The organism is Pseudomonas machongensis (genome assembly GCF_034961125.1).
Taxonomy (GTDB): Bacteria; Pseudomonadota; Gammaproteobacteria; order Pseudomonadales; family Pseudomonadaceae; genus Aquipseudomonas; species Aquipseudomonas machongensis.
Map to the genome: position 1 here is coordinate 343851 of NZ_JAYFUI010000190.1, position 20349 is coordinate 364199.

A 20349-nucleotide genomic window follows, 5' to 3' on the forward strand; every position below is an offset into this window, starting at 1 on the left:
GAACACCTATCAGCCTCTACGCAAACACTCGCCTGGCGACCTCGCAGCCACAGCAAAAGCGAATCTGCGCAGCCACTTGGGTTACCATACCCACCCTCCGAGACCCCATCCCAAGCGCAGCCCCGGCCGCTCGCTTGATTCGACACCAACAGGTCCTCCATGCGTCTGTTTCACACCTCCGACTGGCACCTGGGCCAGAGCCTCCACGGCCAGGAACGCGACTTCGAACACGCCTGCTTCCTCGACTGGCTGCTCGGCCAGCTGCGCCTGCGCCAACCCGACGCGCTGTTGATCGCCGGGGATATCTTCGACACGGTCAACCCACCGGTCAAAGCCCAGGAGCGCCTCTACGACTTCATCGTCCAGGCCCACGAACAGCAGCCCAAGCTGGACATCGTGATGATCGCCGGCAATCACGACTCCGGCTCGCGCATCGAATTGCCCGCCGCCCTGATGCGCCGCCTGCGCACTCACGCCCTGGGCCGAGTGCACTGGCTCGACGAAGGCCAGCTCGACGCCGAACGCCTGCTGATCCCGCTGACCAACGCCCGCGGCAAGGTCTGTGCCTGGTGCCTGGCCCTGCCCTTCCTGCGCCCGGCAGAAGTCACCGGCCCGCAACTGGGCGATGACTACCTGCAAGGCATCACCCAGGTGCATCAGCAACTGATCGCCGCCGCCCTTGGCAAGCGCAAGAAGGACCAGGCGCTGATCGCCATCAGCCACGCCCACATGGCCGGCGGCTCGATTTCCGAAGACTCCGAGCGCAGCCTGATCATCGGCAACGCCGAAGCCCTGCCGGCGCGGTTGTTCGACAAGGCCATCAGTTATGTCGCCCTGGGCCACCTGCACAAGCCACAGAAGGTCAACCGGGAGAACCGCATCCGCTACAGCGGCGCGCCTATCCCGCTGTCGTTCGCCGAGATCAACTACCCGCACCAGGTACTGGAGATCGAGCTGGACGGCACCGAGCTGCTCAGCGTCGAACCGCGCCTGGTACCGCGGGCCGTGGCCTTGCAGCGCATGGGCCCGGCACCGCTCGGCGAACTGCTCGAGCAGCTTGCCGACCTGCCGGTGATCGACCTCCTCGACGACCCCAACCGCCAGCCGTGGCTGGAAGTGCGGGTACGCCTGGACGAACCGCAGCCCGACCTGCGCCAACAGATCGAAAGCGCACTGCTGGGCAAGGCAGTGCGCCTGGTGCGCATCAGCGCCGAATATGCTGGGCGCAACGCTCTGGACGAGGACGCACAGGCCTTCGTCGAGCTGTCGCAGATGACCCCGCAGGACCTGTTCGGCCGCGCCTGGGAGCAGGCCTACGGCAGCCCCGTCGATGAACAGACCCTGAGCGACTTCGCCCTGCTGCTGCAGGACGTGCAACTGGAGGAGCAGCCATGAAGATCCTGGCCATCCGCCTGAAGAACCTTGCCTCCCTGGCCGGCCCCATCGACATCGACTTCACTGCCGAGCCCTTGGCCAGCGCCGGGTTGTTCGCCATCACCGGCCCGACCGGCGCAGGCAAGAGCACCCTGCTGGACGCCCTGTGCCTGGCGCTGTTCGGTACGGTGCCACGTCTGAACGAGATCGGCCGCGAAGCCAAAGTGCCGGACGCCGACGGCGAAATCCCTACCTCCGATCCGCGCAACCTGTTGCGCCGCGGCACCGGCAGCGGCTTTGCCGAGGTCGATTTCGTCGGCATCGATGGCAAGCGCTACCGCGCCCGCTGGGAAGCCAACCGAGCGCGTGACAAGGCCAACGGCAAATTGCAGCACAGCCGCCAGAGCTTCTACGACCTGGACGGCGAACAACTGCTGGCCAGCGGCAAGAATGAATACAAGCAACTGGCCGAAGCACGCCTGGGGCTGAATTTCGAGCAGTTCACCCGTGCGGTGATGCTGGCCCAGAGTGAGTTCGGAGCCTTCCTTAAGGCCGACGATCGCGAACGTAGCGAACTGCTGGAAAAGCTCACCAACACGGCCATCTATACCCGCCTGGGGCAGCGCGCCTTCACCCGCTCGCGCGAGGCCGCCGAAGCGCTCAAGGATCTTGAGGAGCGCGCCAGCCACCTGCTGCCGCTGGCTGCCGAGGCCCGCGCCGAACTTGACCAGCGCCTGGAGCAGGCGCAACAGCACTTCAAGGGCGAACAGGCGCGCGAGCGGCAGCTTGAACAACAGTGCGCCTGGCTCAGCGAACAACAGCGCCTGCTGGCCCAACACGCCGAGACCAGTGAAGCGCTCAAGGCCGCCGAGCACGCCAGCGCACAGCTCAGCGAGCAGCGCATCGACCTGCAACGCCTGGAGCGCCTGGCCCCGCAGCGCCATCAGTTCCACCGTCAACTGGCCCTGGCCGCCCAGCTCTCGCCGCTGGCCGCCGAAATTGCCGAGCAGGTACGCCAGCAAACCGAACTGCACACCCGTACCGGCGAACTGGAGCAGGCGCAGCTCGCGGCACGCGACGCGCTCGCGCAATGCCAGGCGCAGCACAGCGAGAACGCTCCCCGCCTGCGCCAGGCCTTTGCCGCCCAGGACGGCCTCGCCCGCCTCGACCAGGACCTGGCAAAACAGCACTCGGCCTGCCAGCAGGCTGAGCAGGACCTTGCCGAAAGCCAGCAGCATCTGCAGCAGTTGGAACAGAACCAGCAGCGCAGCCTGGAACAACTCGCCCTGATCGACACCGCGCTGGCCGACAGCCAACATCTGGCGGGCCTGGCCAATGCCTGGCAGGCCTACCTGCCGCAGCTCAAGCAGGTGATGCTGATCGGCGGCCGTCTGGCCAAGGGTCGCGAAGAACTGCCAGGCTTGCAGGCGCAGGCCAGCCAGGCCAATACCCAGCTGCAAACCCAGCGCGACAGTTTCGAGCTGCTGTTCCGCGAAGCCAAGGCCGAACCCCAGGCCCTGGCCGAACAGATCGACCTGCTCGGCGGCATGCTGCAGGACAACCGCAAGCAGCAGCGTGCTGTCGAGGAATTGTCGCGCCTGCACGGTCGCGAGATGGAACTGCGCCAGCAGCTCGACGCCCTGCGTGAGCGCCAGCAACAGGCCATGCAGCAACGCCAGCAACTGATCAGCGACGGCACATCGGCCAAGGCCCGGCTGGAAACGGCAGAACAGGCGCTCGCCCTCACTCGCCAGTTGCTCGATCGCCAACGCCTGGCGCGCAACACCAGCGTCGAAGAACTGCGCGGCCAACTGCGCGACGGCGAACCCTGCCCGGTTTGCGGCAGCGCCGAGCACCCGTTCCACCAGCCCGAAGCGCTGTTGCAGAGCCTCGGCCGCCATGACCAGGCCGAAGAAGAGGCCGCGCAGCAACAGGTCGAGGCCCTCAACGGTCAACTGGTGGAGCTGCGCACCCAGTTGGGCGTGGTCAATGCCCAGCTCAAGGATTTCCAACAGCAGCAACAGCAACTCGGCGAACAGCTGCAGCCCTTGGTCGCACAGGTGCAGGCCCACAGTCTGTGGCCAGCCCTGGCACCGCAGGACGACAAGGCTCGCAGCGCCTGGCTCGACAGCCAGCTGCGGCGCCTGGACGAGGAAATCGGCAAGGACGAGAAGCGCCAGAGCGCCCTGCTCGCCCTGCAAAAGGACGCCGCCCGCCTCACCCAGCAGTTGCAAGCGGCGCAGGAGGCCCAGCAACAGGCCCAGCGCCATCTGGAACAACAGCACCAAGCCTTGGCCAACGACGAGCAGCAACTGGAACAAGGGCTGAAGGACCTCGCCAGCGTACTGCCGGACGACGTGCTCAAGGCCCTGAGCGACGATCCGACCCACGCGTTCGTCGCCCTCGACCAGCAGATCACCCAGCGCCTGCAGCAGCTCGAACAGCGCAAGGACGAACAGGAAGAACAGCAGGCGCGCCAGCTACAGCTGGACAAGCTGCGCGATCAGCATCAAGCACGGCTGGACACCCAGGAACAACTGCGCCAGCAACTCGCCGCCCTTGAGGCCCAGCGACAGCAGGCCCAGGCCGCACTGGCCGAGTTGCTCGGCGAACAGCCCAGCGCCGAAGCCTGGCAACAGCATATGGACGCGCAACTGGAGCAGGCACGGGCGCTCGACGCCGATACCGCACAACACCTGCAGACGCTGCGCACCCAAGGCGTGCAGTTGGCCAGTGAGCTCAAGGCCAACGGCAATCGCCAGCAGGCACTGGAACAGGAACACCAGCAACTGCACGGCGACATCGCCCAATGGCGCGCCGAACACCCTGAGCTGGACGACGTCGGCCTGGAGCGCCTGCTGGCCATCGATGACGCCGCCGTCAGCGCGCTGCGCCAGCACCTGCAGGACGCCGACAAAGCCGTCGAGCAGGCACGGGTGCTGCTGCACGAGCGCGAACAGCGCCTGCAACAGCACAGCGCCGATTCGACCGTCCAGGCGTCGGCCGAAGACCTGCAGCAGAGCCTTGGGGAACTGCGCGAGCAACTGGCCATCCACGAACAGCACTGCGCCGAACTGCGCGCCCAACAGGCCGACGACCAGCGTCGCCAGCAGGCGCACCAGGCACTCGCCGACGACATCGACAAGGCCCGTGGCGAGCGCCAGCGCTGGGGCCGGCTCAATGACCTGATCGGCTCGGCCTCAGGCGATGTGTTCCGCAAGATCGCCCAGGGCTACAACCTCGACCTGCTGCTGCACCACGCCAACAATCAGTTGCGCCAGTTGGCCCGGCGCTATCGTCTCAAGCGCGGTGGCAGCGCCCTCGGCCTGCTGGTGCTGGACACCGAGATGGGCGACGAACTGCGCTCGGTGCACTCGCTGTCGGGCGGTGAGACCTTCCTGGTCTCGCTGGCACTGGCACTGGGGCTGGCGTCGATGGCCTCGAGCACCCTGCGCATCGAGTCGCTGTTCATCGACGAAGGCTTCGGCAGCCTGGACCCCGAGTCGTTGCAGCTGGCCATGGATGCGCTCGACGGCCTGCAGGCCCAGGGGCGCAAGGTCGCGGTGATTTCCCACGTGCAGGAGATGCATGAGCGCATTCCGGTGCAGATCCAGGTACGCCGCCAGGGCAATGGCCTGAGCGATGTCGAGGTCTGCGGGTGATCCTCTATTCATTCCGCCGTTGCCCGTGGGCCATGCGTGCGCGCCTGGCGCTGCGTTATGCAGGCTGTGACGTGGAAGTTCGCGAGGTGGTGCTCAAGGACAAGCCGGCCGAACTGCTGGCCCTGTCGCCCAAGGGCACGGTGCCGGTGCTCGATACCGGGGAGCGGGTGCTGGAGGAGAGTCTGGACATCATGCGCTGGGCGCTGGCGCAAGACGACCCGCAAGACTGGCGGCTGCTGGCCGATCCACTGGCGGCTGAACGGGGCGAAGCGCTGATCGCGCGCAATGACCGGGATTTCAAGGCGCAGGTCAACCTGTACAAATACGCCGAGCGCTACCCGGAGCATTCACGCGAGCATTACCGCCAGCAGGCCGAAGCCTGGCTGGCGGAGCTCGAAGGCCTGCTCGAGAACAGGCCTTTCCTGCTGGCGGATCACCCAAGCCTGACTGATGCCGCGTTGCTGCCATTGCTGCGCCAGTTCGCCGGGGTCGAACCTCAGTGGTTCGCCGAGGCGGCTTATCCGCGGGTGCGGAGCTGGTTGCAGGGATGGCTGGCATCGGACCTGTTCAAGGCAATCATGGCCCGCTGAAAAACTCATTGACCAGGTTTCTGTGGGAGTAGGCTTGCTCGCAAACACCGGCGGAGTCGGTGCCATGGCACCGTGGTGACTGCTTCGCAAGCAAGCCCGCTCCCACAAAAACCTGTCAGGGGTCGATCAGCTGCTGTGCTTGGCACTCAGGGCTGCGTGGAAATGGGCACTCTGGCGCAGGTACTGCTCGGTGTAGCTGTGGGTTTCGACAGTTTTGCCGCGGCTTTCCGACTGGGCATGGACCGGCAGTACGACGGAAGCGGAAATGGCAGAAGCGGCAATGACCGGGAAGAGATTGAAGTTCATCGGTGTGTCCTCGTCTTCGCTGTTTGACAGTGGCCCTCTTGGGCCTTGGGTCAAACTTACGCCGACGAGGCGCTTGGCTGAAATTCATTGCAGCAGTAGCGATTATCAAGCCGATTGATAGTCAATCGAGAAACTTCAGGTCCGAAGGCGCGTCCTGGGGCAGTGTCTGCACCGTTTCGCCAAGCTTGCCGCTGCGCGGATCACGGCGCATGACCACGATCTGGTTGCTCTTCTGGTTGGCCACCAGCAGGAAGTTGCCGCTTGGATCCAGGCTGAATTCCCGGGGGTGATCGCCTTCCACCGAGCGACGCTGCAGCAAGGTCAACTGGCCGTCGTCCTTACCCACGGCGTAGACCACGATCTGGTTGGCGCTGCCGCGGTTGCTGACGTACAGGAAACGTCCATCGGCGGACAAGTGCAGGCCGCCAGCCGCCTTGGCGGCAGGTTCGGTGCTGTCGGTCAACGGCAGGCGCTGACGCTCGAGCAACGCACCGTCCAGAACGTCGAAGGCCACCACCTCGGCACTCATTTCCAGCGTGAGGTAGGCATGCCGCCCCTTGGCATCGAACAGCAGGTGCCGTGGCCCGCTGCCTGGCGGCAAGGTGACGAATGCGGGTATCGCCGGGCTCAGCGGCCGGTCGGTACTGGCGCCGTCGTAGCGGTAGATGAACACCTTGTCGGCGCCCAGGTCACTGGCATACAGGTGGCGGCCATCGGGCGACTGGACCACCGAGTGCACATGGGCACCGGTCTGGCGCTCGGGATTGACCTTGCTCGGGGCATGGCGCAACTGCTGAAGCACCGCCTTGAGCTTGCCGTCGCGCGCCACCGGGATCACCACCAGGCTACCGCCAGGATCGGGCGCCACGGCGTAGTTGGCGACGAACAGGTAGCGCTGATCGTGACTGAGGCTGGCGTGGGTCGGCTCATCGCCCAGGCTGAGGACCTGGTTCAGCGGCGTTATCTCGCCTTTGCCACTCACGCCAAAGCTGCTGATGTGCCCCGCAGGCGTCTCGTTCACTGCGAACAGTTGACGCTGGTCGGCAGACAGCACCAGCCAGGACGGGCTGACAGCCTTGACCACCTGCTGGGCTGGTGTGGCGATCTGGCCACTGCGCGGGTCGAATTGATAACGGTAGATGCCTTGGCTGGCACCTTCGGTGTAACTGCCGACCAGCAAGGTGGCAGCCTGGGTGTGGATCGACAGGCTCATCAGACTAGCGGTCAGCAGGCTCTTGGAGGTCAGCTTCATCTTCGTCATCTTCCGGGGCGCGAAACGCACTCATCAAGACTAGACGGTGTTCTGCTTGGGCATCGTGGAGCAGCCAATCGTTCCCCTCTGCCCGCGCAGCGGCGATCTGTTCGGGGGTGAAGCTCCAGCGGCGCAACTGGCGCCCGTCCATGCATTCGATGGTGAGGCCAGAGCTGTCGCAGGTGAATTCGAAGGCGTGCAGGCCGTCGATCAGGAGCATGTCGCAGGTTTGCAGGGCGGTAGCGAGAGGGGGCATGGGTGCACCTTGGGGTAGGAAGGTGGCCATTATATCTTCGGATCACTGCAAGAGGCCTTGAAACTGTGCAGGAGCGGCCTTGCGCCGCTCCTGCACGAATGGCGGCAGTTTCCTCAATGGGCGAAGATCGAGCCCCCCTCCTTGCCCACCATCTTCTCGGGCTTGATCAGGAACCGTGCCAGCGCCGGCAGCAGCCACAACGCGCCGAACATGTTCCACAGCAGCATGAAGGTCAGCATCAGGCCCATGTCGGCCTGGAACTTGATCGCCGAGAAGATCCAGGTGCACACGCCGATCGCCAGGCACAGGCCGGTGAACAGCACCGCCTTGCCGGTGGAGCGCAGGGTTTCGTAATAGGCTTCCTGCAGCGGCAGGCCCGCACGCAGGAAGCTTTCCAGACGGCTGTAGATGTAGATGCCGTAGTCCACACCGATGCCCACGCCGAGGGCGACCACCGGTAGCGTCGCGACCTTCACGCCAATGCCCATGAACGCCATCAGCGCGTTGCCCAGTACCGAGGTCAGGACCAGCGGCAGAACGATGCACAGGGTGGCGGCGAAGGAGCGGAAGGTGATCATGCACATCACCGCCACGCAGATGTACACCAGGATCAGGATGGTCAGCTCGGCCGACTTGATCACCTCGTTGGTGGCCGCCTCGATGCCGGCGTTACCGGCCGCCATGAGGAACTGCAGGCCTTCCTTGTTGTGCGCATCGGCAAAGGCCTTGGCCGCCGTGGTGACGCGCTCGAGGGTCTCGGCCTTGTGGTCGTTGAGGAACACCAGCACCGGTGCCAACGAGCAGTCGGCGTTGTACAGGCCGTCTGCGCGGGCGATGGAGTTGTTGAGGATGTCCGGGTTGCGCGAGAGGGTCTCCCACTTCAGGCTGCCCTCGTTCATGCCCTTGATGACCTGCTTGGACACGGTCACCAGGGAGATGGTCGACTGCACGCCCGGCGTGTTGTCCATGGTCCACATCAGCTCGTCGATCGGCGCCATGGTCGAGTGGATCGAGCAGCTCTCTGCCGGGGTCTTGACCATGATCACCAGCACATCCGAACTGGTCGAGTAGTTGTTGATGATGAAGCTGTTGTCCTGGTTGTAGCGCGAATCCGGACGCAGCTCCGGCGCGCCCTGGTCGAGGTCGCCGATCTTCAGGTTCTGGCTGTACCAGAGACCGCCGGCAAAGGCGACCAGCGCGAGCGCGATCGACACCGGTGCCACCTTGGGGCTGGCGAAGTTCGACAGCAGGCGCCAGAACGGGTGCTCGCAGACCGCGTCCTTCTTGCTGCGGGCGATGGCCTTCTGGCTGATGCCGACGTAGCTGATCGCGACCGGCAGCAGGATCAGGTTGGTGAAGACGATGACCGCCACACCGATCGAGGCCCCGATGGCCAGTTCGCGGATCACGCCAATGTCGATGATCAGCAAAGTGATGAAGCCCACGGCGTCGGCGAGAATGGCGATCATCCCCGGCAGGAACAACTGGCGGAAGGTGCGCCGCGCTGCGGTCAGGGCGTTGTCGGCATCGCTGGACTGCAAGGCGATGCCGTTGATCTTCTGCACCCCGTGCGAGATGCCGATGGCGAAGATCAGGAACGGCACCAGCATTGAGTAAGGATCGAGGCCGAAGCCGACCGCATGCATCAGCCCTAGCTGCCATACCACCGCCACCAGCGTGGTGATGAGCACGGCGATGGTGCTGCGAATGCACCAGGTGAACCAGTACAGCAACGCCCAGGTGATGACCAGCGCAACCCCGAAGAACATCGCCACCATCACCAGGCCGTCGATCAGGTCACCGACCTTCTTGGCGAAGCCGACGATATGGATCTTCACGTTCGGGTTCTGTGCCTGGAACTTGTCGCGGATCTTCTCTTCCAGTTGGTGGGAGAATTTCTGGTAGTCCAGCTTGGTCAGCTTGCCCGGGTCTTGCGGGTCGGGGAAGTTTTCCAGCAGCGGAATGTCGACGATGCTCGACCTGAAGTTGTTGGCCACCAGGCGCCCGACCTGGCCAGACTTGAGCACGTTGTCACGCAAGGTGTCGAGGCTGTCCTGCGAGCCGTTGTAGGTGTTGGGGATCACCTCGCCGCCGGAGAAACCTTCCTCGGTCACCTCGCTCCAGCGCACGCTCGGGCTCCACAACGACTTCAGCCCGGCACGGTCGACGCCGGGGATGTAGAACACCTCGTCGTGGATCTGGCGCAGGGTCTCCATGTAGTCCTTGTCGAAGATGTCGCCGTTGACCGCCTCGACCGAAATGCGCACGGTGTTGCCGAGGTTGGCCAGGTCATTGCGGTGCTCCATCATCTGTTCGATGAACGGGTGCTGCAGCGGGATCATCTTCTCGAAGCTGGTGGAGGGGCGAATCTGCGTGGCCTGCCAGAACAGGAAGATGCTCACCAGCACGCACAGGGCGATGACCACGGGGCGGTTGTTGAAGATCAGCCGCTCGAGCAGGGTGGCCTTGTCCTTGTGGTGGGGCATGTTGAAATTCTCCGGACGGGTCATGGCCGAGCCTCCTCGGCGCCTTCGGCGGTGGCCAGGTGTACGCCACCCTGCCCCACCAGCAGCAGGCCGCCATCGGCCAGACCGCTGACACCGGACAGCGCGATGCGATCGGCGCGGTTGTAGACCGTGAACGTCTGTCCGTCGTCGCGGCTGCGCAGCACGCTGCCACCGTTACCGACCACGACGAGGCTGCCATCATCGAGAAGCGTAGCGTTTGCCAGGCCGAATTCGAGCGCCCCCCGTCCCGCCTCCAGCGGGATGGCTTGCCAGGTGTCGCCAAAGTCGGTGGAGCGGAACAGGTTGCCGCGCAGCCCGTAAGCCAGCAGCGTGTGCGCTTGCCCAGTGCCGGTCACGCCGAACAGCGAACCCTCGTAGGGGCTTTCGACGTGCGACCAGGTCTGGCCGTCGTCGCTGGAGCGGAACATGCTGCCCTGCTCGCCCACGATGAACAGGCCGGCATCCTTCACCTGGGTGATGCCATTGAGGTGCAACTGGTCGGGGTTGTCGAGACGCTCGGCGACGTCCTGCCAGTTCTGCCCACCATCGGTGGTTTCCAGCAGCGCACCATAGGCGCCGACGGCGAAGCCGTGCTGGGCATCGACGAAACGCACATCGAGCAGCGGGGCTTCACGGGAGAGATCTTCGAACTGCTTGCTCCAGGTCGCACCGCCGTCGCTGCTGGCGAGAATCTGCGCGTCATGGCCGACTGCCCAACCACGCTTGTCGTCGAGGAAGAACACGGCGGTGAGCAGTTGACGGGTTGGCACCCGAGCCTGAGTCCAGGTCTTGCCCTGGTCGTCGGAGAACAGGATATGGCCGCGATCGCCGACCACCACCAGGCGCTTGCCGGCGTGCACGGCGTCGATCAGCAGGCTCTGGCTGGCCTTGGCCGATTCCACCGAATATTCGGCCACGGCCGCGGCCTGTGCGGTACCTGTCCATGTGCCCAGCGCCAGTAACGCGCTGGCCGTCAACGCCAAGGCTCCGCGCCTGGCATCCGCCTTCAGCCATTCCCTCATGACCGCCCCCTGTTGTGTTCTTGTAGTGGGTCAATGCCTTGCAGGTACTGCGAAAACCCTTGATCCAGAGCCCTGCAATAGCTTTGGGCCATCCTATCGGGGAAAATCGCGCGAACACAACGGGCGGGACGTTATGTTTTGTTAACCGCCAAAAAGCATCGCGGGCAAGCCCGCTCCCTGATCCTTGTGGGAGCGGGCTTGCCCGCGAATAGGCCAGCCGGTTTAAAAATGAATCAAGCCAGGCTCTTGCTCACCACCTCATACACATCACTGGACAGTGCCCCGGAAGCGAGAATCCGCTCCAGCTCGCCCTTCATCAGCGCCTGACGCGCAGCATCGTACTTGCGCCAGCGGGTCAGCGGCGCCAGTTGGCGCGAGGCGATCTGCGGATTGAGCGCGTTGAGCTCGATCACCAGGTCCGCCAGGAAGCGATAACCCGAACCGTCGCCGGCGTGGAAGTTGACCAGGTTCTGTCCGGCAAAGGCGCCAACCAGCGCGCGCACCTTGTTCGGGTTCTTCAGGGTGAAGGCCGGGTGCTGCATCAGCGCCTTGACCCGCGCCAGCCCGCCCGGAAGGCTGCTTGCCGCCTGCACGCTGAACCACTGGTCCATGACCAGGGGGTTGTCCTTGAAGTGCTCGGCGAAGGCCTCCAGCGCCTTGGCGCGCTCAGCTTCGAACGGCGAGTTGACCAGCACTGCCAGCGCGGTCAGGCGCTCGGTCATGTTGTCGGCGTGCTCGAACTGCTCGAGGGTCGCTTCCAGCACCTGCGACTTGCCGGTGAGCATCAGGTACGACAGCGCGATGTTCTGCAGGCTGCGGCGGGCGAAGTGCTCGGCTGCGGCTACATAAGCAGTGCTGCGCGACACCTGGCGGTTGGCCTGGTAGCGCGCCCACAGCGCATCGAACAACTGCTCGGCGATCTGCTGGCGGGCGAACTCGCGGGCCGCGTGAATCGCGTCGACGTCAGCCACCTGGCTGATTTCGGTGAGGTAGGCCTCGCCGGGCAGCGACAGCATCTCGGCGACCATGGCCGGGTCCAGCGACTCGTTGCCCAGCACCGTACCCAAGGCGGTGATCAGCCGTGGGTCGAGTTTCAGCGCTTCGCCGCGCTGATGCTGGCCGATCAGCTCCTGCAGCACCTGCACGGCCAGCTGCTGGCCCGCTTCCCAGCGGTTGAAGCCGTCGCTGTCGTGCTGCATGAGGAACATCAGCTGGTCGCGGTCGTAGGGGAAGCTCAGCTTGACCGGCGCACTGAAGCCACGCAGCAACGACGGAAGCGGCTTGGCGACGATGCCCTGGAAGGTGAAGGTCTGCTCGGCCTCGGTCACCGACAGCACGCGCTGGGTAGCGACATCGGCAGCCGCTTCGCCAGCCAGTTGCAGCGGCAGGTCATTGCCCTCGGCATCGAGCAGGCCCAATGCCACCGGGATCACGAATGGCAGCTTGTCGAGCTTGTCCGGCGTCTGCGGGCAGCTCTGGCGGAAGGTCAGGCTGTAGGTCTGTGCCGCGCCATCGTAGGTTTCGCTGACTTCAAGGCGCGGCGTGCCGGCCTGGCTGTACCAGCGCTTGAACTGGGTCAGGTCGACGCCGTTGGCGTCTTCCATGGCCTTGATGAAGTCGTCGGTGGTCACCGCCTGGCCATCATGACGTTCGAAGTACAGGTCGCTGCCCTTGCGGAAGCCCTCGGCGCCCAGCAGGGTACGGACCATGCCTACCACTTCGGCGCCCTTCTCGTACACGGTCAGGGTGTAGAAGTTGGAAATCTCGATGAAGCTGTCCGGGCGCACCGGATGGGCCATGGGGCCGGCGTCTTCGGCGAACTGGTGGGTGCGCAGGTAGGCGACGTCCTCGATGCGCTTGACCGTGCGCGAGTTCATGTCGGCGCTGAACTCGGCATCGCGGAACACCGTGAAGCCTTCCTTGAGCGACAGTTGGAACCAGTCGCGGCAGGTCACGCGGTTGCCCGACCAGTTGTGGAAATACTCGTGGGCGACCACCCCTTCGACGCGCTGGTGGGCGGCATCGGTGGCGGTTTCGGCGCGGGCCAGCACGCAACTGGAGTTGAAGATGTTCAGGCCCTTGTTTTCCATGGCGCCCATGTTGAAGTCGTTGACCGCGACGATCATGAAGATGTCCAGGTCGTATTCACGGCCGTAGACTTCTTCGTCCCAGCGCATGGACTTCTTCAGGCTGACCATCGCGTGGTCGCACTTGTCGATGTTCTCGGGTTCGACGTAGATGCGCAGGGTCACGTCGCGACCCGACTGGCGGGTGAAGCTGTCCTCGACGCACCAGAGATCGCCCGCCACCAGCGCGAACAGATAGGCCGGCTTCTTGAATGGGTCTTCCCAGGTTGCCCAGTGGCGGCCGTCTTCTGCCGGACCGCTGCCGACCGGGTTGCCGTTGGACAGCAACACCGGGTAGCGGTGCTGTTCAGCGATCACCGTGGTGGTGAAGGTGCTCATCACATCCGGGCGGTCGAGGTAGTAGGTGATCTTGCGGAAACCTTCGGCTTCGCACTGGGTGCAGAACATCTTGCCGGACTTGTACAGGCCTTCCAGCGCGGTGTTGCTTTCCGGATGGATCTTCACGCTGGTGTCGAGGGTGAAGCGCTCAGATTTGGGGTGGACGGTCAGGCTACTGTCATCGAGCGCATAGTCACCGGCCTGCAGCTCCTGGTCGTCCAGCGCGGCGCGCTGCAGCTCCAGTTGCTGGCCATCGAGCACCAGCGGCGGCAAGCCGGCGCCGCGCTCGGGGTTGCGGCGCATGACCAGTTGCGCATGGACCAGCGTGTGGTCCTCGAACAGTTCGAAGGTCAGGTGCGTCTCGTCGATCAGGTACTCGGGCGCCTGATAGTCCTTGAGGTAGATCACTTGCGGTTGTTCGGTACGCATGGTGACGATCCTTTTACTGGAGCACGGCCAGCTGGTAGGCCGTGTACTTGCGAATATTGATCACGCCGGTGTCGAAGATCAGGTACTGGCCCTTGATGCCCAGCAGCGTGCCTTCCACCACCGGGTCCTTGTCCAGGTTGAAGCTGACGATCTTCTTCGGGTAGGCCTGGACCGGGTAGCGCATCTCGACCACTTCGGCGTCGGGCAACGGTTGGATCGCCTGCAGGCCGAAGCGGCCTTGCAGCTCGCGCAGGCCTTCGGCGCAGGCATCGAAGATCTGTTCGCGCACCGCGACCAGGTCCAGTACCTCGGCATCGCCCTTGAGCAGGGTGCGCCAGTTGGTGCGGTCCGGTACCTGGCTGCGCAGCAGGTCTTCGACCAGGCCCGACTGCTGGCGAGTGGCCACGCGCATGATCGGCAGTGCCTGGCTGGCGCCCTGGTCGAGCCAGCGGGTGGGCAGTTGCGTGGCACGGGTAATGCCCACCTTGATGCCCGACGAGTTGGCCAGGTACACCACATGGTCGGTCATGCAGAACTGCTCGCCCCACGACGGCTCGCGGCAGGTGCCGGCGTCGTAGTGGCAGCGTTCAGGGGCCATGATGCACACATCGCACTGGGCCAGTTTGGTCATGCAGGGGTAGCAGTAGCCCTGGCTGAAACTGGTCTTGGTGCGCTTGCCGCAATGGGTGCAGTGGATCGCACCGAGGTATTCCAGACGCAGCGACTGGCCGATCAACGGGTTGACCGGCACCTGCTCCTCACCGAGGCGAAAGCTGTACTGCACGACCGGTGCTTCGAGACGCACCGCCATCTTACTCAAGGAGCCACGAGCGAGTTCGATCAATGTACCGAGTCCGACTTGAACAGGATGTTGGGGATCGGCGCAGACTTGGAGGCGCATTCCTGCGGCCCCATGTAGCCGGTGCGCTCTTCCTCGGGCAGGTTCTGGATTTCCCAGGCAATCACCGCTTGCAGCGACAGCTCCTTCTGCTCGGCGGTGAGCTTGCGGCCATCGGACCATTTGCCGATTTCCACCGCCGTCTTCAGGCTCTGGTAGATCTCGGGGGTGATGTTTTCGATCATTTGCGCGAAAGTGGACATGAGCGTCTCCTAAATCAAGCCGACAGTTTACGCCGGGCCAGCAGTCCACCCAAGAGGCCTGTCAGGCATCCGATGAGCAACCCGCCGACATGGGCGGCATTGGCGATCTGGCCGAAGCCGAGCTGGCCGACCACGCCACTGAGGCAGATCACCAGCCAGATGAGCATCATCACCAGCACGCCGCGGGGCAGGCTGAACAATGGGGTGGGCGCCAGCCACTGGTAGAGCCAGAGGTAACCGAGCAAGCCATAGAGCACTCCGGACAGGCCACCGAACAGGTTCGGGCCGCCGATGAAATGCTGGGCCAGGTTCGACACCAGGCTGAACACCAGGGTCAGCGCCAGCAACGCCCAGGGCCCCTGGCGCAATTCGATGCGCCGCCCCAGCTCCCAGTACCACAGCCCGTTCATGGCCAGGTGCAGGACGCCGAAGTGCAGCAGCATGGGCGACACCAGGCGCCACCACTGGCCCTCGCCCAGACTCTGCGCCAGCGGCACGAAGTAGAGGTAGTCGCCCTGTACCTGGTAGTCCTGGAAGGTGAACCAGCTCAGGGTCGAGAGGTTTTCGCCCAGGCCGGTCAAGCCAACGACGGCCATGCACAGCAGCAGCATCCCCGCGGTAACCTTGCAGGCGCGCAACTGTTCCTTCAGCGGGGGCCGGGCCGGCGCGCTCGCCGGCAAGCCCGCGTCCACGACCGGCTCCACATCGGCATTGCCGTCAGGGTAGCGCCGGTAGAGCTCGAGCACCTGCGCGGCCATGGCGGGCGGTACCCAAAGCACCTGCTCACTGCCCTCCTCGACCACCCGGTGCGGCACCTCGAGGCGCCGCAACAAGGCAACGAAACCACTGAGGTCGACACCCAGCGGCAGACGCATCACTTCGACCACGTTCATTGGCTGGCCTGTGGTCGGTCGACATCGACCCAGACGAACTTGTGCGGATCGATGCGGGTTTCGTCGTCCAGCCGGTAGGCGGCCAGCTTGCCGTAGAGCACCGCGCTGTAGTCCAGGCAGGCCAGGTTGGCGCGAATCGGCGCGGGGTGGCCGCTGCGCCAGTAATGGCCGACGAACAGCAGTGGCTCATCCTCCGAATAACGCAGCAGGGCGTTCTTCTGGCTGTGGCTGAGCGGCGCGCGGGCCACTTCCTCGGGCAGCGCATCAGGTTGGAACACGATGTCGCCATAGGTTTGTGGGTCTTCTTCCCAGAACTTGGTGCGGAAGAAGGCGCGGGTCAGACCGTCGCCGCCGGTCAGCGTGAGGCCGTCGGGCAGGCGCATGTCGGTGCCGCGCAGCAGGCGGTTGCACACGGTCGAGGCGAAGCTTCCCGACACCGCCGAGGCCTGTACGAAGTGTTCGTCGATACGGCCGTCCGGGTACTGGGCGCGCAGCTGTGCGATCAGTTGATGATCCCAGCAGGCATGCACCAGACGGAAACGCCCGGCGTCGACGAACAGCGGCAGGGTGTAGAACCACTGGATGAAATCATGCCAGTCGCCGGGATGCTGGGCGAACTGGGTGAGGGTCTCGTCGATCAGGCGGGCATGACGCGGCGTGTGCTCACGCACGAAGGCCTTGCCGCTGCCGGGGAGCGCCGGCGTGACCCAGCCCAGGGCGTTGTACTCGTGATTGCCCATGATGCAGTGGGCCTGGCCGGCTTCGACCATGTCGTGGACGATATGCAGCGCCTCGCGGATGCGCGGGCCACGGTCGACGATGTCGCCGAGGAACAGCGCCTGGCGCCGCGGATGGCGCCAGACACCGCCCGTGCGCGTGTAGCCAAGGGTGTCGAGCAGGCGTTCGAGGGTCAACGCACAACCGTGAACGTCGCCGATGATGTCGAAACTGCGTGCCGGATCGAGCATCAGTCGTCCCTGCCCCCCAGGCGACTGCCCCAGCCAAGCTTGGTGCGGCAGACTTCGTAGTAGTTATGATCCAGCGGATGGATCAGGCGGAGCTTCTGCGGCTTCTTGCTCACCGTGATGGTGTCGCCTGGAGCGCAGGTGAAGTGGTTCTGCCCATCGCAGGAGACCTGTGGGTAGATCTGCAGGTCCTTGGCGACCACGATCTTCAGCTCGCTGTTGCCATCGACCACGATCGGCCGGCCAGACAGGGTGTGCGGGTACATCGGCACGATGACGATGGCATCGAGCTTGGGGTGCATGATCGGGCCGCCGGCAGACAGCGCGTAGGCGGTGGACCCCGTGGGCGTGGCGACGATCAGGCCGTCGGCCTTCTGGCTGCAGACGAACTGGCCGTCGATGTAGATCTCGAACTCGATCATCCGCGTCGACTTGCCTGGGTGCAGCACCACATCGTTGAGCGCGTCGCCCTGGCCAATGGCCTCGTTGTGGCGGCGAACCTCAGCCTGCAGCAGGAAGCGGTTCTCGACCAGGTAGTGGCCGTCGAGCACCTCGGCGACCTTGGTTTCCAGTTCGTCGGGGCGAATGTCGGTGAGAAAGCCGAGGTTGCCGCGGTTGATGCCCAGCACCGGGATGTTATGCCGGGCCAGCGCTCGGGCGGCGCCCAACAAACTGCCGTCGCCACCGACGACGATGACCAGGTCGCAGACCTCGCCCAGCAGCTTGCGCGTGGAGGTCTGCAGGCCGTGGCCGGGCAGCACTTCGGCGATAGTGTCCTCGAGGATCACGTGCAGGTGGCGCTCGAGCAGGAACTTCTTCAGTCGGCGAATGGTGTCGAGCACCTGCGAGCTGCCGAGGCGTCCGATGATACCGATATTGCGAAATTGCTCCATGGGGCTCCTGCAAGGCTCTGCGGCGGGTGACAATGCCTGGATTATGGGCGAAACGACCGGCCAGCGGCAAACCGGCTATGCTCGCAGGATGACACCCTTCACCGACCTCCATGCCATGCCCCGCCAGCTCCGCCACCCTGCCGTGCGTGATCTGGCGTGGACGCTGCTGTCGCCGCCGCTGCTGAGCGAACCGCCCGGCCCGCAACGCCATCCGCTGGCGGCCAGCGGCTGGGCGGACGATCCGGGGCGGTTACGCGACTGGCTGCTGGCTCTCGACCATGATGCGCAGCCCTTGCAGACGTGGCTGGCGCGCCTCACCAGCCGGCGGTTGGGGCTGTACTACGAAAGCCTCTGGCAGTTCGCCCTGCAACAGGCACCCGGTGTCGAACTGCTGGCTGCCAACCTGGCAATCCGCCAAGGCGGGCAAACCTTGGGTGAGCTGGATATCCTGCTGCGCGATCGCACGGGCGACCATCACCTGGAACTGGCGATCAAGCTTTACCTCGGGCCGGATCAGTCTGATGCCCATGACCCGGCGCAGTGGCTGGGGCCAGGCTGCCACGACCGCCTGGGCAGCAAGCTGGCGCACCTGGTCGCACATCAGTTGCCGATCTCGGCTCGGGCCGAAAGCCGGGAAGTCCTGAATCAACTGCAGGTGGGCGATGTGCAGTCGCACCTGTGGCTGGGTGGCTATCTTTTCCATCCTTGGCCAGGGCAACTCACGGCCCCCTTCGGGGCCAACCCTGCGCACCTGCGCGGGCGATGGCTGCATCGACGCGAGTGGGCGCAATATGCCAGCGCTCACCCAACGGCACTCTGGCAACCGCTGCAACGCCATGCCTGGCTGGCACCTGCACGGGTCGAGGCTGGAGATCACTGGGGGGCGGCGGGTTTTGCAGCCTGGCTGTGGCGCCTGGAGGAAGGAGCCGCGGCACAATTGCTGGTGAGGTTGGAGGAGGATAGTGAAGGCGCCTGACAAGAGGCGGAGCGAGTGTTTCTGGTGAGTGACAGCTGGCCACACTTGTCGGGATGACCCAGGACCAGTGCTCGAGAAAATGCCGTTCCGAGCCCAAAAATCATCGAAACAACCGACCTGAAACAACGAAAAATTACCAATCGACGCGCTAAAGTCCACATCAGGCGCCAGCAAGAGCGCCCATCCAACCTGATGACGAGGACCGACCATGGTTTCATCCACTCCCGGGCCACACTATGCGCGCCTGTCCATCACCTTGCACTGGCTGATGCTGGTGCTGCTCGCCGCCGTCTATGCCTGCATCGAGCTGCGCGGCCTGTTCCCCAAGGACAGCGCCGAGCGCGACCTGATGAAGAGCCTGCACTTCATGCTCGGGCTCACCGTGTTCGTGCTGGTATGGCTGCGCCTGGCCATGCGCCTGGCGCGCCCGACACCACCGATCGTGCCCAAGCCACCCGCCTGGCAGACCGGCCTCTCCCATCTGGTCCACGTGCTGTTGTACCTGCTGATGATCGGCATGCCACTGGCCGGCTGGCTGATCCTCAGCGCTGCGGGCAAGCCAATACCATTCTTTGGGCTGGAGCTGCCTGCACTGATCGGCCAGGATCCGGACCAGGCAAAGTTCATCAAGGGCTGGCATGAACGCATCGGCACCTGGGGCTACTGGCTGATCGGGCTGCATGCCGTTGCCGGGCTGTACCACCACTACGTACGCCGGGACAACACACTGCTGCGCATGCTGCCTTACAAGTAGCCGCGCCGCCCCTGCAGGCCACCGGTATGAATGAAGATCAGGCGGGTGCCGGGTGAAAATCGCCCGGCCTCGACCTGCTCACGCAGGGCCAACAGTGCCTTCCCTGTGTAGAGCGCTTCGAGTGGCAGACCGCTGTACCGCTCGCTGTCTGCGATGAATGCCAGCAACGCGTCATCGCGCCGGGCGAATCCGCCGCGGCAGGCGTCGTGCAGGCAATAGCCCGCTGTACCCGCCAGTTGCGCAATGCCCTGCTCCACACCATGATCGCGCGGCACCGCCAAGGCGCCATGCACCGGATGCGCGCCCTGCTCGGCCAGTACCAGGCCTGCCAGCGTGGTGCCGGTGCCCACCGCCAGCCACCAGGCGTGATAATCATCCCAACCGATCGACGCCAATTGCGCTCGCGCCTGCTCGACGATCTGCCCACATCCCAGGGCACCTTCCATACCGCCCCCACCTTCGGGGATGCAATGCCAGCCGGGATAACGCGCCTGCCAGGGTTGCCAGAAGCCTGGCGCGTGGCGCGCCCGATAACCACCGTAGCCCAACCAGTGCAAGGTCATGCCCAGCGCTTCCAGATCACGGACGGTCGGGGTGTCTTGCCGCTGGCCTCGCAACAACCCGGCGGTGGCGAAGCCGAAGCGCCTGCCCGCAGCGGCCAAGGCGTGCAAATGATTGGAATGGTTGCCGCCCAGACTGATCAGGCCAGGTGCGTTGGCCTTCCGGGCAGCATGCAGGTGATGCTGCAGCTTGAACCACTTGTTGCCACTGACCAGTGGGTCGATCAGGTCCAGACGCAACACCGCGCACGCCACACCGGCGTGCGCCAACCAGGGCAGGTGCAGGCTTTGCAGGGGCGCGGCGGTGGAGCCGGAAAGTCCATCGAACATCTATAGCCCCCCGA

17 protein-coding genes are annotated in these 20349 nt (G+C 64.7%); 5 read left to right on the plus strand and 12 right to left on the minus strand.

Annotated elements, in window-relative coordinates:
* Positions 1 to 159 precede the first annotated feature (159 nt).
* Genes VA602_RS23795 through VA602_RS23805 form a run of 3 tightly spaced genes read left to right on the plus strand, consistent with a single transcriptional unit; the run spans position 160 to position 5626 of the window.
* The gene (locus VA602_RS23795; protein ID WP_323454506.1) at positions 160 to 1395 is read left to right on the plus strand and encodes an exonuclease SbcCD subunit D C-terminal domain-containing protein; all 1236 of its coding nucleotides are present in this window, start codon (positions 160 to 162) and stop codon (positions 1393 to 1395) included.
* Positions 1392 to 5036 carry an AAA family ATPase gene (locus VA602_RS23800; RefSeq protein ID WP_323454507.1) on the plus strand — a complete coding sequence of 1215 codons (3645 nt, stop codon included), beginning with the start codon at positions 1392 to 1394 and terminating at the stop codon, positions 5034 to 5036. Before VA602_RS23795 ends, VA602_RS23800 begins: the two co-directional genes overlap by 4 nt.
* Positions 5033 to 5626 carry a glutathione S-transferase gene (locus VA602_RS23805; RefSeq protein ID WP_323454508.1) on the plus strand — a complete coding sequence of 198 codons (594 nt, stop codon included), beginning with the start codon at positions 5033 to 5035 and terminating at the stop codon, positions 5624 to 5626. Before VA602_RS23800 ends, VA602_RS23805 begins: the two co-directional genes overlap by 4 nt.
* Before the next feature lie 126 nt (positions 5627 to 5752).
* Here VA602_RS23805 and VA602_RS23810 read toward each other — a convergent pair whose 3' ends face one another.
* The 11 genes from VA602_RS23810 to VA602_RS23860 form a co-directional block, all read right to left on the minus strand.
* Entirely contained in the window at positions 5753 to 5932 is a 180-nt protein-coding gene (locus tag VA602_RS23810; RefSeq protein ID WP_063543907.1) for a hypothetical protein, read from the minus strand.
* Positions 5933 to 6053: 121 nt separating this feature from the next.
* Entirely contained in the window at positions 6054 to 7184 is a 1131-nt protein-coding gene (locus VA602_RS23815) for a lactonase family protein (RefSeq protein ID WP_407682532.1), read from the minus strand.
* The gene (locus VA602_RS23820) at positions 7150 to 7440 is read right to left on the minus strand and encodes a DUF5629 family protein (protein WP_323454509.1); all 291 of its coding nucleotides are present in this window, start codon (positions 7438 to 7440) and stop codon (positions 7150 to 7152) included. The genes VA602_RS23815 and VA602_RS23820 overlap by 35 nt, the downstream gene beginning before the upstream one ends.
* A 113-nt stretch (positions 7441 to 7553) precedes the next feature.
* Complete coding sequence (locus VA602_RS23825) at positions 7554 to 9926, minus strand: efflux RND transporter permease subunit (protein WP_407682533.1); 2373 nt, start codon at positions 9924 to 9926, stop codon at positions 7554 to 7556.
* Between the two features lie 20 nt (positions 9927 to 9946).
* Positions 9947 to 10969 (minus strand): YCF48-related protein, encoded by a 1023-nt coding sequence (locus tag VA602_RS23830; RefSeq protein WP_323454510.1) that lies wholly within the window; start codon positions 10967 to 10969, stop codon positions 9947 to 9949.
* A 233-nt stretch (positions 10970 to 11202) separates the two neighbouring features.
* Entirely contained in the window at positions 11203 to 13863 is a 2661-nt protein-coding gene (pepN, locus tag VA602_RS23835) for an aminopeptidase N (protein ID WP_323454511.1), read from the minus strand.
* A gap of 13 nt (positions 13864 to 13876) precedes the next feature.
* Positions 13877 to 14707, minus strand: coding sequence for a DUF2797 domain-containing protein (locus tag VA602_RS23840; RefSeq protein ID WP_063543897.1), 831 nt, complete (start codon positions 14705 to 14707; stop codon positions 13877 to 13879).
* On the minus strand, positions 14704 to 14964 hold the full coding sequence (locus VA602_RS23845) for a YeaC family protein (protein ID WP_054893122.1): 261 nt from the start codon (positions 14962 to 14964) through the stop codon (positions 14704 to 14706). The genes VA602_RS23840 and VA602_RS23845 overlap by 4 nt, the downstream gene beginning before the upstream one ends.
* Positions 14965 to 14978: 14 nt before the next feature.
* Positions 14979 to 15857, minus strand: coding sequence for a rhomboid family intramembrane serine protease (locus tag VA602_RS23850; RefSeq protein ID WP_323454512.1), 879 nt, complete (start codon positions 15855 to 15857; stop codon positions 14979 to 14981).
* Entirely contained in the window at positions 15854 to 16828 is a 975-nt protein-coding gene (locus VA602_RS23855; protein ID WP_178117541.1) for a metallophosphoesterase, read from the minus strand. Before VA602_RS23855 ends, VA602_RS23850 begins: the two co-directional genes overlap by 4 nt.
* Positions 16825 to 17715: an NAD(+) kinase gene (locus tag VA602_RS23860; protein WP_054893119.1), complete on the minus strand. Its 891-nt coding sequence runs from the start codon at positions 17713 to 17715 to the stop codon at positions 16825 to 16827. The genes VA602_RS23855 and VA602_RS23860 overlap by 4 nt, the downstream gene beginning before the upstream one ends.
* 43 nt (positions 17716 to 17758) lie before the next feature.
* Between VA602_RS23860 and VA602_RS23865 the strand changes: the two genes are divergently transcribed.
* The gene (locus VA602_RS23865) at positions 17759 to 18691 is read left to right on the plus strand and encodes a DUF1853 family protein (protein WP_323454532.1); all 933 of its coding nucleotides are present in this window, start codon (positions 17759 to 17761) and stop codon (positions 18689 to 18691) included.
* Between the two features lie 208 nt (positions 18692 to 18899).
* A complete protein-coding gene (locus VA602_RS23870) occupies positions 18900 to 19445 on the plus strand; it encodes a cytochrome b (RefSeq protein WP_323454513.1) in 546 nt (181 codons plus the stop codon).
* Here VA602_RS23870 and VA602_RS23875 read toward each other — a convergent pair.
* A complete protein-coding gene (locus VA602_RS23875; protein ID WP_323454514.1) occupies positions 19436 to 20335 on the minus strand; it encodes a 1-aminocyclopropane-1-carboxylate deaminase/D-cysteine desulfhydrase in 900 nt (299 codons plus the stop codon). The two genes, VA602_RS23870 and VA602_RS23875, sit on opposite strands and share 10 nt — an antisense overlap.
* Positions 20336 to 20349: the final 14 nt, after the last annotated feature.